Source organism: Anaerobiospirillum sp. NML120448 (assembly GCF_023050945.1).
GTDB lineage: Bacteria > Pseudomonadota > Gammaproteobacteria > Enterobacterales > Succinivibrionaceae > Anaerobiospirillum.
This window is the reverse complement of record NZ_JALKIM010000092.1, coordinates 1-12,691: the sequence shown is the minus strand read 5'-3', so window position 1 is coordinate 12,691 and position 12,691 is coordinate 1. Positions and strand designations below refer to the sequence as shown.

Genomic DNA, 12,691 nt, shown 5'->3' with positions numbered 1-12,691 from the left:
TCCTCATTTAGTAAAAAATGATTATGGCATATCCAATGAGCAAGCAAATCAGGAAGAGGTGGATAAAATCCCTTGTCAACCTGTTAACTCTCGTGTGATTGATTCTGTCCCTAAAAAGCCACGTAAGACAAAACCAATCTCTGAAAGTAAGCTTGAGCAAAACATTGATAAGTTAAAATCTTTATTGAAAAAAAGAACAGAACTTCACAAAGAAAACAATTCAATCAAAAATGTTCTGAGCAAATTGAAAAGTAGCGAAGATACTGCCAAAAGACAGAAACTAAACGCTCAAATAGGTCTTAATTCTGATAGGATTTGCAGTATCCGAAAGGAAATTGTAAACCTGATTAATAAGGTTAGAGCACTTCGAAAAGAGTGGTCTAATAAGCTCGCTGAGCAAAAAAAGATAGCTCAAGAGTTTTCTAATAAGTTGTATGATAGGCTTGATGATGCAATGCGTGCATGTACTCATATTCCGTCTTCGTTCTATAGAAACAAAGACGCAAATCAAATTAGCCAATAAGCTGTGCTGTTAGCATACGCTTACTGGCTTATTTGGTTAGTGTTTTTTGTGCAATGGGTTTTCAATTTAACCACTAGTACTTTAGTAAAGAAAGTCCTCAATGAGCTCAACAACCAAGAGTCACTCGACAAAATTACCCATGAACTTTCTCACTCGGGATTGAACTTTATAAAACAAGCTCAAGCTAAAATAGATGAGATTTTAGACTCCAAAAATTTAGTGGCACAATATTTTGATCACGCCTCTGATTATTTCCAAAGACACATTAACTCTCCCCAGTCAGCTCCTAATAAGTACTATTATGAGCCAGGGGCTTCTTGTTCTGTGTTAAAAAAGCAAAAGCATAAAGAAAGCTTTAATGATCTAGCACCTAAAAGCGCTCTTCCTCCATCATGGGAGAACAAGTTGCCTAAAATTCATATTAACTTAGAACCTGAGGTCTTTGCTAATGCCATGATTGCTTGCAACCAAACTAACCTAGAATCAGCTCTGGCAAGACATGCCCTTAGTGCTCAAAGCGCACAAAGTGCTCAATGTTTAGGCGGTAGCAACCACACTAATCCTAAAGCTACTGGCAATAGCCTAGCTGACAATTACTCTCTTAATAATATGGCTATTGACCTTATTGCTGAGGTCAAAGAAGAGCTTAGTAAAGATCTGAAAAACATCAAAAAATAAACAAGCCCTACTCTACTGAGTAGGGCCAACCTATGACCTCAAGACGAGGTCTACCTAAGCTAATCTATATACCAAATACCAGCACTAAGTCTTTATTTCTAGAATGAACGGGCAGTAGTATCTGGATTTTTCTCTTTGATAAATAAGTAGAGTAAACGGCCACCTAAAAGTACACTGGCACAAGTAAGAGAGAAGATAAAGCCAAGCCAGAAGCCTTCTGCGCCCTCTAAAGCATCACCTAAATAGCCATAACCTAAGGAATAGCCAATAGGCATACCAACAATCCAGTAAGCCACAATAGTGACCAAGAAAATAGTACGAGAGTCCTTCAAGCCACGTAAAATACCAATAGCCATTACCTGTAAAGTCTCAGGGAAGAAGAACACTACGCAATACATCATTAATACTGGTGCAAGCAACAATACATCAGCATCATCTGAGTATAAGGCCGCAATTTGCTCACCCATAAAGAAGAGCACACTAGCACCAATGACATAGAAAGCTACAGCTAAACTAGTAGAGCTTAAAGCTCTCTTACGGGCATGAGACCAACTATTAGTACCCATAGCCTCACCTACCTCGATAGAAGCTGTTGAGCTAAGAGCAATTGGCACAATAGCTAATAAGCCTGAAACGTTCATCGCAATAGTATGACTTGCTACTACCACAGGGCCAAATGGAGATAACATAATGGCAACTAAGGAGAAGCATAAAGTCTCAATCATGCCTGCAATACCTAAAGGTAGCGAAAGCTTTAAGAATGACCAGCATTGAGACCAAGACATAGGTTCCCATTTTTGGTAAATACGAACCTTGGCAAAAGCAGGGCTCTTTTTGACATAGAACAACATACCAATCACAGTAAAGTAAATGGACAGTGCTGTTGCTACACCACAGCCTACACCACCTAAGGCAGTCATACCTAAATGACCAAAAATGAAAATATAGTTAAGAGGAATGTTTAATACTAAGGCCATGCAACCAAACATTAAGGTCGGACCAGTTTTTCCCAAGCCCTCCCAATAGGCACGTAAGACATTAAACATAGCAAAGCCAGGCATAGCTAAGCCCACCGCAATCAAATATCCCTGACCAATGTTTACCATGTCCTGATCAACAGATGGGAACATGCGGTAAACCAAAGGCACTAGCATAATAATGACACCAATAATGGCGGCACAAGCTAAGGTACAAACAGTAGCTACTTGCATCCGCAAAGCAACTTTATAAAGCTGACCATTACCTACTAAGTTAGCAATCAAAGGATGAATAGCTAAAGCCATACCTACTACAAATAACTCAGATGGCCAGAAAATGGAGCTACCAATAGCCACACCTGAAAGCTCTAAAGTACCAGCAGCGCCAGCCATAACAGTATCAACTACCCCCATAGAGGTGGCTGCTAACTGGCCCATAAATAAAGGCAAGAATAAACTTAAGGTATGAACTATTTGAGCAAAGAAAGTTCTTTGCGCAAGCTTTTTAACAGGAGCCGACTGCGCTGCGCTTTGGGCAACTTTTACTGCGGTGCTAGCAGCTTTACTAGCAGCTGATCCAGCCTTGCTAGCCGCTTTACTAGCTGCCTTGGTAGCCACATCAAGAGCTGTCTTAGTAGCCACCTTAGCCATGCTCTTATTGTCTTTGAGACTACGAAGCTTCACCTCACTGTTAATATTATTGGCATCAAATGAGGCCTCCACCATAGATTCAACCGAGCCATCTTGCTTTAAGCCCACCTCACTGCTTGTCGCAGCCTCAAGGTCATCCTTACTATCAGTAGTGCTAGTAGCAACACTAGCTCCAGTCTCTACAGCTGCCACAGTAGTGCCTGCTGCTTTAGCGGCAGCATCTTGGTTAGCGCTCTGCATGCTATTTAAAGAAACGTTGTTGTTAGCAACTTCTACTATCTTGTTATCTTGAGCTCTAACACTGCAACTTACAGGCATAGCCTCTCTAGCAGCGCCAGCTTCACCAGTTTTACCAGCTGCACTAGCGTCACTAGCTACGCTATTAATACCATTAGCATTATCAGCACTAATAGCCTTGGCCTCAGCTACGATATTAGGCACATGATCCTCAAGCTTGGCTCTCTCTTGAGCTTTGCTATTGCTTTGAGCAAGAGCTGCCATATTTTTAGCCACAGCACTTGGATTAACACCACCCTCTTGAAGGACTGAGGCTGCCAAAGCACTTTTAACTTGTTTTTTATAAGGCTTATTTTTAACTTGAGGTGCAAGCAAACTAGAATTGCCTACTACGCCCGCACAGTTTTTAACCTGTAAAGAGTTGACACGCTTTTCTTTAGTGACACGAAGCATGTTGTTAAGATTCATCTTGCTCATACTTAACCTCCTTGTTTATTAAGCAAGTTGGTAAGCAAGCAAAATCAAGAGCTCGTTATGATGTTAGGTATTACAGTAAATACCTGTAAATACTATGGTAAGGCCATACTTAAGAAAGAGACGACTACACGACAACTACACAAAAACTACCTAATAAGAACTGTAATTTAAGCCCATTTATGCTGCTAACAACACAAATAAAACTAAAGGTAATGCTAATGTGTTAAAGACACACGTAGTGCATGATGGCAATAAAGCCAATTGCTCAAGCTTAAGCAAGCTACCACGGCGAAGATAAAGAAATTTTCTGATGACTAACTGCGCTTGGTTTCACTTGCTAAGTTAGAGTTCAGACTTTTTATAGAAACTACTTATACAAACGACAACCACTATGGCGTAAAGCCTAAGCCACAGCTGCAATGGTCAGCTAAACCATTGATTTGTCTAAGTAGAGGCGTTGACACGGCCCGCAGCGACAAAGAAAACTACCTCAGTAGATGCGATGAGGTATGTCGCTTTGACATTGGTCGAAAAGAAACTAGGCTCTTTGAGAGTTTGACAGGCCAGGCGAGACGAGCCTGTAAAAGCCTAGGGGGCTTGGGTGTTAGTTATCCTCATGTTCTCACGGAACTTCTTACATGAGATGTGCCATGAGGGCTAACGCCATTGAGCGTGACTAAGTGTTTACCTAATCATACCCATGAGCACTAATACGCAAAATGCAAGCGTCAAATGCTCGTAAGTAGTTTAAAATAGTGCATTTTCTACTTACGTATTCAGCTTAGCAAAGAGCCAAAATCAAGACAAGTATTTGATAAATATTATCAACTATTTATAAATTACACTCTATTATCCTTTAATAAGGAAATTTAAAAATAAACACACATTTTTTAAAAAAGCACTTATATAAGCTATTATCGATAGAAAAAGCCCGCAACCTCAAGCCATTTATACACAATTTGTATAACAATTTATTTACAACTACACCCCATAAACTTTTTCCATCTAGCATGCTACTAGATTATCCACCTCCAACCCTCCAATTCTAAAAAAGTTAATTTAGTGTACTTTTCAAAAATAATACCCAAATCACATCAGCCCCAACTCCCCTCAAAAAAAACCAAAGCTAAACCAAACCACCTCTCCAAACTCACCCTAAAGAAAGTAATGCTGGCTCTTAGGAATTTTGATTGTTTGTTTTATCAAGTTAACTGCGTCTTTGCTTACTGTACTGCTCTTCACCTATTAACTAACCTATTAACAGGCTATTTTGCTAATTCTAATAATGGCTAGGATTGCTATTTGCTTGCCGCTGGGCACATTTGTTTGTGGTGATGGATGTTATGAGTTTTGATTGTTTGTTTTATTCAGTTAACTGCGTATTTGCTTACAGTACTGCTCTTAACCTATTAACTAACCTATTAACAAGCTATTTTGCTAATTCTAATAATGGCTAGGATTGCTATTTGCTTGCCGCTGGGCACATTTGTTTGAGGCGATTAAAGTGCTATTAATATCTGCTTTGTTTGCTAAAATAATTGGGCTGTATTTATCTTTTGGTACATTTTGACAAGGAGTTGGGTCATGCTTGATATTATGACCTTACAGGTAACACCTTTTGCCCAAGATTGCCGTATCTTGGCTCATCAAGAAACTAGCGATGCTGTAGTGGTTGACCCTGGTGGTGATGCTCAACTAATTATTAGCGTTTTAGAGCAACAAGGTCTTAAGCTTAAAGCTATTTTATTGACTCACGCTCATTTAGATCACGTAGGCGGTACTAAAGATTTATTAGATCACTACCCTCAGGTAAAGGTCTATGGCCCACATCGTGATGATGAATTTTTGCTACAAAGCCTTAATCAACAAGCTCAAATGTTTGGCATTGATAATTCAGGCTCTTTTGAGTGTGAATATGTTGGTGATGGTGAGGTCTTAAAGCTTTTTGATGATGCTAGCTTTAAGGTTTTACATACTCCAGGTCATACTCCTGGTGGTGTGTGCTATTACTGTCAAGAAGAGAACTTTGTTATTGTAGGCGATACTCTTTTCCCTGGCTCTATAGGCAGAACTGACTTCCCACGTGGTAACTTTGCTGACTTAATCAACTCTATTAAGACTAAGTTATTTACTTTACCAGACTCTACTGATGTCTTCTGCGGCCATATGGGAGACACTACCATTGGTGAGGAAAAAGCCTCTAATCCTTATGTACGCTAGTTAATTATTCTGCGTTAATTAAAAGGCCTGATCTTTAAATCAGGCCTTTTTCATTAAATCATGCTATTCTCTAAATTGCCTACTGACACCTCCTATAGGCAAGCCCATGGGCCTTTAGTGATTGTGCCAGCGGTTCCTGCATTCTGTATAGATTTTTTTTAATTTCGCTCGCTTTATGTCGATTTTCACCATAAATCGCACATAATAAAAATGACCTCAAAGGAAAAGAGGAGTCGTTTATGATCGTGACTGCTGACGAATTTAAAACTAATTTTGACAAATACCTGGATATGCTCACGAAAGAGGATATTTTCATTACCCGCAATGGCAAAACCATCGCCAAGGTAATCAATCCCCACTTTTCCGCTGTTGATTCCCTCCGCGGGATGCTGAAAAACGTCCCTTCAGTCATTGACTTGGATTCTTTACGGGAGGAGCGGTTGTCAAAATATGAAGATCATGTGTGATACCAACATCATCCTTGACGTACTGCTGGAACGACAGTCTTTCGTTGAAGATTCCTGCAAGGTCTTAAGCCTTTGTGAGGAACAACTGCTGGAGGGATTTGTGTCCACATACTACAATGTTTGGACATTACCTATTCTTTACTAAAAACAATTAGCGAACGTCGCACTAGTTAATTATTCTGCGTTTACCAAAAGGCCTGATCTTTAAATCAGGCCTTTTTTCATTAAATCATGCCGTTTTCTACTAAAGTATTATAGAAAGCCTCTAAACCTTCCATAAGATCATTGTAGGTAGCTTCAAAATCACGAGTATACCAAGGATCGGCAATATCACAGCCCATGCGGCTGGAGAAGTCTAAGCACTTATGAACCTTTTCCTCGCCATAGCCATTAAACATCAGATCTAAATTACGTAAATTGTTATTGTCCATGACAATAATAAAGTCGTAATAATCTAAGTCCTTTTTGGTAATTTGACGAGCCTTTTTAGCTTTAGGATCAATACCCATATTAGTGAGCATTTTATACACTGGAGGATAGACACCATTGCCTATTTCCTCTTGAGAGGTGGCAGCAGAGGCGATCTCAAAAAGCTTAGACTGGCCCTTATCAGCAACCATCTTTTTAAATAAAAACTCAGCCATTGGCGAACGACAAATATTGCCATGGCATACAAATAAAACTTTGATCATGCCCCTTACATCCTAAAACAAAATGAAAAATCCTAAGCTAGATTGTACCTGATTTTCACCTACAATCTAACAAAAAAGACCTAAAGCTTATTCGCCTTAGGCCTTTTTTCTCTCTTCCTAAAGCTTATGAGCTTTAGGCAGTTTTAGTAATATGTGGGTCAGTTATTAATTACTGGCCGAGCTTAAGCTCATCAAGCATATAGCTCTTTAAAGTTGCAAAGTCATCATCCATAAGTTTCTTTTGCTTAGCAACATTAATGCGATCAGCTAATACTTGTGGTAAAGGTAAGTCGATACCTAAAGTAGCATCCACCTCTTCTTTAAACTTAGCAGGATGAGCTGTACCTAAGAAAATACCAACTTCACCATCCTTTAAGTTATCAGACAAGACCTTGTGAGCAACAGAAGCATGAGGCTCAAGCACATAACCAGTCTTTTGATAAAGAGCCTTCATATTTTCTTTAGTAGTCTCATCAGATACTGAGCCATAATCAAAGTCAGATAAAGACCAGCCCATCATCTTACATAAGGCCTCAACACGTGGCCAATTATTAGGACGGCTAATATCCATAGCATTGGAAATAGTAGCAATAGTCTTATGAGGCTCCCAATTGCCTGATGCTAAGTAGCGAGGCACGGTATCATTGGCATTACAAGCAATTACAAAGCGGGACTTAAGACCTAAAGCCTTAGCAATTAAGCCTGCTGTGATATTACCAAAATTACCGCAAGGTACAGAGAATACCACCTTATCACGACTGGCCTTATCTAATTGAGCTACAGCTTCAAAGTAATAGCAAATTTGAGCTAAGAGACGGCTAATGTTAATAGAGTTAGCGCTATTTAAACCAACCGCTGCCTTCAACTGAACATCATCAAAAGCAGTCTTAACCATGTCTTGGCAATTATCGAAAGGTGCATTTACCTCTACAGCATGTATATTGTCACCTAAAGTAGCAATTAAGCTTTCTTGAAGTGGGGATACCATGCCCTTTGGATAGAGCACTACTACATCAATCTTATCTTGATGATAGAAGGCATCAGCTACCGCAGCACCAGTATCTCCAGAGGTAGCAGTTAAAATAGTGCACTTATCAGAGCCGATAATAGATGATAAGACACGAGCCATAAAGCGAGCACCGAAGTCCTTAAAAGCTAAGGTAGGGCCATGGAATAGTTCTAAACAGTATGATCTATCATCAGCTTTAACTAATGGAGCCTTAAAAATAAAAGCATCAGCAATAATAGATTCCAAAGTAGGCATCTCATCATTGCCAATTAAGTGGCGCAAAATTTTGCAAGAGCGAGGTACTAAATCTAAATCTAAGAGCTCATCAATTTCTTGGGCGCTAAATGGCTTAATGTGCTCCATGAAAAAGAGGCCCTGCTCTTTACCAATACCTTGCTTTACTGCTTGAGCAAAAGAAACACGCTCACTTGAATCTTTTAAATTTACTAATTCCACAACTTTAATCCTCTTATCAGGCGCTAAATTTAATAAATTTTTAATTACATATTATCGGCACTATCGACAAAAGCGCCTTCTGGATCAACTTTACAGATATGACAGAAACCATCTTCATTAGCAATGAATTGGCGCTCTAAATATTCTTTCATCTTTTGAGCTGACTCTAAATCATTGAAAATAGAGAAAATAGTTGAACCTGAGCCTGAAATACCTGTAGCTAAAGCACTAATAGCACTGCCATACTCACGAGCCTCCACAAAACCAGGAATTAAGGAAGCACGATAAGGCTCTGCTACTACATCTACTAAACATGAGGTAGCTAAAGCTTCATTCTTGGTATAAGAGGCATGCATAAAGGTAGCAAGACGACGACCAAAGGTGATCACATCTTGTCTTAAATATTGAGCAGGTAAAATGGCTCTGGCCTCTGAGGTAGAAACCTTGATGCCTGGGAAGCACAGTACCCAATACCAATTATCAAAATAAGGGATATTTTGGCTAATATGGCCACCCTCATTCATAATAAATTGCATACCACCTAAATAGCATGGGGCTACATTGTCATAATGAATGGAACCTGAAATTTTACCCTCAAGCTCACCCATCATTTGCATACAGCCATCTTCGCCTAAAAAGTTATCATGAATGGCATCAATAGCTAATACTGCGGCTACTACAGAGGAGGCTGATGAACCTAAACCTGAGCATACAGGTAAATTCTTTTGGAGCACTAGCTCAAGACGTTTAGCCTCTAATCCCTTGGCTTGTAATTTAGAGCGGTAAAGCTCATAAGCATCAAAAACAATGTTCTTTTTAGGATCGCTTGGCAATTTATTAACATAGCGACCCTCTGTTTTTAATAGTAAATTAGAACCAGCATTGCCGACCTCATCCTTATCAAGCTCTCGTGAGCTAACAAAGTCACCTAATGGCTGACCATTAATAGGACGAACAGCAATACCTAATAAATCAAAGCCTACCGATAAATTGGCAGAAGAGGCAGGCGCATAGGCGGTATAAACCTTAGACATAATAAGCTCCTAAATTCATGACCTCATAAGGTTAAGCTCCATCAACTAATAGAGCTTAACCCTAATCAACAATGGTCGATGAGCGCCTAGAACTAGGCTTCACGAGTCCAGTTTTGTAAACGTAAGATATCAGAGAACACGCCAGCTGCAGTCACCTCAGTACCTGCACCATAACCGCGAATTACTAATGGAATTGGCTGATAGTAAGCTGAGGTAAAGGATAGAGCATTTTCACCACCTACTACCTTAAATAAAGGATCCTCAGGGCCTACAGCTTTAATACCACAAGAGCACTTACCACCATCTTTAATGGTTGCTACATAGCGTAAAACCTTACCCTCTTGTTTAGCTAGCTCAACCTTCTTGGCAAATTCCTCATCAGCGCCCTTTAAGTTTTCTAATACCTCTTGAGCATTATTACCCTCTAGGTACTTAACATCAACAGGGCACTCAACTTCAATATCAGATAAATCTAACTTGTAACCACACTCACGGGCTAAGATTAATAGCTTACGTGCTACATCCATACCCTCTAAATCATCACGAGGGTTAGGCTCACTATAACCACGCTCATAAGCATCTTTAGTAGCCTGAGATAAGCTCTTACCCTCATCTAAGAGACCAAAGATATAAGATAAGGTGCCTGACATAATGCCATTAAACTCAATGAGACGATCGCCTGCGGCTAATAAGTTTTGTAAGGTGTTAATTACAGGTAAGCCCGCACCTACAGTAGCCTCATAATAGAACTTGCGACGGCACTTTTGAGCAATATTACGTAAACCAGTATAGTACTCGTAGCTATTAGTATTAGCCTTCTTATTAGGGGTCACTACATGGTAACCAGCTTGCATTAACTCTAAGTAAGAAAGAGCAATACTATCAGAAGAAGTACAATCAACAAATACAGGGTTTACTAAGTGAGAATCATCTACTAAGCGCTTAGCCTCTTCAATAGTAAATGGGCCATTTTGGCTACCCTTGAGCATAGTCTCTACTTGCTCTATCTTAAGACCTACAGGATCCTTAACAAAGCTAGTAGAGTTGGCTACGCAAATAACACGAATCTCAATACCATTGCGCTTTTTAAGCTCATCACGCTGCTTTTCAATTTGCTTTAATAAAGCACTACCAACACCGCCCACGCCAACGATAATAAGATCAATAATTTGTCGGCCACTAAAGAAAGCAGTATGGCAGCTAAAGACAGCCTCAGAGACCTTGGAGCCATCAATTACAGCACTAATAGAACGCTCAGAACTTCCCTGAGCAATAGCATTAACATTGATATTAGCCTGAGCTAGAGCTCTAAAGAACTTAGAGGAAACGCCCTTGGCTGTTCTCATGCCTTCGCCAACTACGCTAATAATAGCCTTCTTATCTTGGATCTCAATTGGATCTAATAAGTGGGCATTAAGCTCAAGCTTAAATTCCTCTTCAATGGCACTACGTGCTGCAAAAGCATCCTCAGAGTGCACACAGAAAGTAATAGAGTACTCAGAAGATGACTGGGTGATAAGAACAATAGAAACATTAGCACGGCTGATACAGCTAAACAGACGGCCAGCCATACCTACCATACCCTTCATACCAGGGCCTGAGACATTGATCATAGAGACATTCTTAAGGTCAGAAATGCCCTTGGTAATTAAGTTACGATCAGTTTCTTCGGAAATTAAAGTACCCTCACCTTGTGGGTTTAAGGTGTTCTTAATCAAGCATGGGATACGGTATTGAGCAATTGGAGTAATGGTACGTGGGTGAAGCACCTTAGCACCAAAATAAGAAAGCTCCATAGCCTCTTTATAAGACATACGACGTAGCAATACGGCATCAGGAACAGCTCTAGGATCACAGCTGTAAACACCGTCAACATCAGTCCAAATTTCACAGCATTGAGCCTTAGAAACAGCAGCTAAACAAGCGGCTGAGTAATCAGAGCCATTACGGCCTAACAGTACTAACTGGCCTTGACGATTACCGCCACAGAAGCCTGACATCAATACAATAGCTTTTGGATCGATAGTCAAACGCTTAAAGCGCTCAATAGAAGCCTCAATATCAACTGATGACTCTAAGAATTTGCCATCACATACTAAAATCTCTACAGGGTCAATTACTTGCACCTGCTGCTCACGAGCACGCAATAACTCGCTCATGATGGCAATAGAAAGAGCCTCGCCACGGCATTCAATATAAGCAGCCACAGGGTCAGGGCAAGAACCTAAAAGGGTAATACCACTAACACGACGCTGTAACTCACTTACAATATCCTCGTAAAAAGCTAATACCTTTTCACCTTCAAACTTTGGATATTGAGCAGAAAGATTAGTAATTAAAGGGCGAATGATTTGGTCTAAGGCGTTAAACTCGTTTTTACAATCACTACCAGCTAACGCACTTTTTAACATGGATACTAAAATATTAGTCACACCAGCAGGAGCAGATAAGACTAAAGCTGTCTGAACTTGTATGGATGTGTTAATAGCAATCTCAGAGACATTAATAACACGTTGCGCATCAGCGACAGAAGTTCCACCAAATTTTAAGACTCGCATAAAATCTACTCCGTATAAAAAGCAACAAGCACCCTACTTTACAACCACCCAACCGATCTTTAAGCTCATAATGACAATCAAATAAAGCTAAGATCTGGCTTATGTTCAGGCAGAAGGAAGTAAAAGTGCTTTTGTACTAACCTTAGAAACCTACACAAAACAACAACATGTAGGAATAAACGCCAAATCATATGCTATGTATTACTAACGCCCCAAATTAGGGCTTACATAGCTAAGAACTTATTGTCGGCGTTTTTCCTAAATTTTGTCAAGAGCGTTTAAATAAGGCACTATAGTGCGTCCATCTTGGGCATCTCTGCCTCAATTTAAAGCAATGCCTCAAAAGCAAGTATCTATAAGAAAAACTATCATAAAAACCAGACAAATCCCCCAAAACTCTCCCATAACTGCCCTAAAACAAAGCATTACCACCCTAGGCCAAAAAAGCAATCCCTTATCGCCCACCCAAGATATGCACTAAAACTTACTCTTACTCTTAGAAGCCAAGCTTAGAGCTCATCAAATAATCACTAGCCTCAACAAGACTAACTAACCAACCACCTATCAGAGCTAGTCAAGGCAAAGTGATCATGTCAACTAATTTTTTATAAATAATTACCTGCCTGCACACCTGCCCCTTTTGCTAGTTAGTAATCACTAACTGCTATTTAAATTCACTCCTTATATCTATGCATCCCTTATAGTTGTTTGA

9 protein-coding genes are annotated in these 12,691 nt (G+C 39.8%); 4 read left to right on the top strand and 5 right to left on the bottom strand.

Features of this window, described 5'->3' with window-relative positions; genetic code table 11:
- Both MXE38_RS11050 and MXE38_RS11045 read left to right on the top strand, forming a co-directional pair.
- Window positions 1-523: hypothetical protein (locus MXE38_RS11050; protein ID WP_246914861.1), on the top strand; the 523-nt coding region annotated here is incomplete at its 5' end.
- A 48-nt stretch (window positions 524-571) separates the two neighbouring features.
- Window positions 572-1,201, top strand: a complete 630-nt coding sequence (locus MXE38_RS11045; protein WP_246914858.1) for a hypothetical protein — start codon at window positions 572-574, stop codon at window positions 1,199-1,201.
- Window positions 1,202-1,299: 98 nt separating this feature from the next.
- Here MXE38_RS11045 and MXE38_RS11040 read toward each other — a convergent pair whose 3' ends face one another.
- Entirely contained in the window at window positions 1,300-3,543 is a 2,244-nt protein-coding gene (locus tag MXE38_RS11040) for an MATE family efflux transporter (RefSeq protein WP_246914855.1), read from the bottom strand.
- A gap of 1,584 nt (window positions 3,544-5,127) precedes the next feature.
- On the opposite strand from MXE38_RS11040, the gene MXE38_RS11035 reads away from it, so the two are divergent.
- Together MXE38_RS11035 and MXE38_RS11030 are read left to right on the top strand one after the other, a co-directional pair.
- Complete coding sequence (locus MXE38_RS11035) at window positions 5,128-5,763, top strand: MBL fold metallo-hydrolase (protein ID WP_246914852.1); 636 nt, start codon at window positions 5,128-5,130, stop codon at window positions 5,761-5,763.
- Between the two features lie 239 nt (window positions 5,764-6,002).
- Window positions 6,003-6,230 (top strand): type II toxin-antitoxin system Phd/YefM family antitoxin, encoded by a 228-nt coding sequence (locus MXE38_RS11030; RefSeq protein ID WP_246914849.1) that lies wholly within the window; start codon window positions 6,003-6,005, stop codon window positions 6,228-6,230.
- Between the two features lie 224 nt (window positions 6,231-6,454).
- On the opposite strand, the gene MXE38_RS11025 is transcribed toward MXE38_RS11030, so the two are convergent.
- The 4 genes from MXE38_RS11025 to thrA form a co-directional block, all read right to left on the bottom strand.
- Window positions 6,455-6,922, bottom strand: coding sequence for a low molecular weight protein-tyrosine-phosphatase (locus MXE38_RS11025; RefSeq protein WP_246914846.1), 468 nt, complete (start codon window positions 6,920-6,922; stop codon window positions 6,455-6,457).
- Window positions 6,923-7,091: 169 nt separating this feature from the next.
- Complete coding sequence (gene thrC / locus MXE38_RS11020; RefSeq protein ID WP_246914843.1) at window positions 7,092-8,387, bottom strand: threonine synthase; 1,296 nt, start codon at window positions 8,385-8,387, stop codon at window positions 7,092-7,094.
- 44 nt (window positions 8,388-8,431) lie between these two features.
- Complete coding sequence (thrB, locus tag MXE38_RS11015) at window positions 8,432-9,421, bottom strand: homoserine kinase (RefSeq protein WP_246914840.1); 990 nt, start codon at window positions 9,419-9,421, stop codon at window positions 8,432-8,434.
- Between the two features lie 92 nt (window positions 9,422-9,513).
- Window positions 9,514-11,979 carry a bifunctional aspartate kinase/homoserine dehydrogenase I gene (thrA, locus tag MXE38_RS11010; RefSeq protein WP_246914837.1) on the bottom strand — a complete coding sequence of 822 codons (2,466 nt, stop codon included), beginning with the start codon at window positions 11,977-11,979 and terminating at the stop codon, window positions 9,514-9,516.
- Between the last annotated feature and the right edge of the window lie 712 nt (window positions 11,980-12,691).

What these genes read in the sequence shown, in the direction of transcription:
- MXE38_RS11040 (WP_246914855.1), bottom strand. Translation starts at nt 3,543, where the DNA reads ATGAGCAAGATGAATCTTAACAACATGCTTCGTGTCACTAAAGAAAAG.
- MXE38_RS11035 (WP_246914852.1), top strand. Translation starts at nt 5,128, where the DNA reads ATGCTTGATATTATGACCTTACAGGTAACACCTTTTGCCCAAGATTGC.
- MXE38_RS11030 (WP_246914849.1), top strand. Translation starts at nt 6,003, where the DNA reads ATGATCGTGACTGCTGACGAATTTAAAACTAATTTTGACAAATACCTG.
- MXE38_RS11025 (WP_246914846.1), bottom strand. Translation starts at nt 6,922, where the DNA reads ATGATCAAAGTTTTATTTGTATGCCATGGCAATATTTGTCGTTCGCCA.
- thrB (WP_246914840.1), bottom strand. Translation starts at nt 9,421, where the DNA reads ATGTCTAAGGTTTATACCGCCTATGCGCCTGCCTCTTCTGCCAATTTA.
- thrA (WP_246914837.1), bottom strand. Translation starts at nt 11,979, where the DNA reads ATGCGAGTCTTAAAATTTGGTGGAACTTCTGTCGCTGATGCGCAACGT.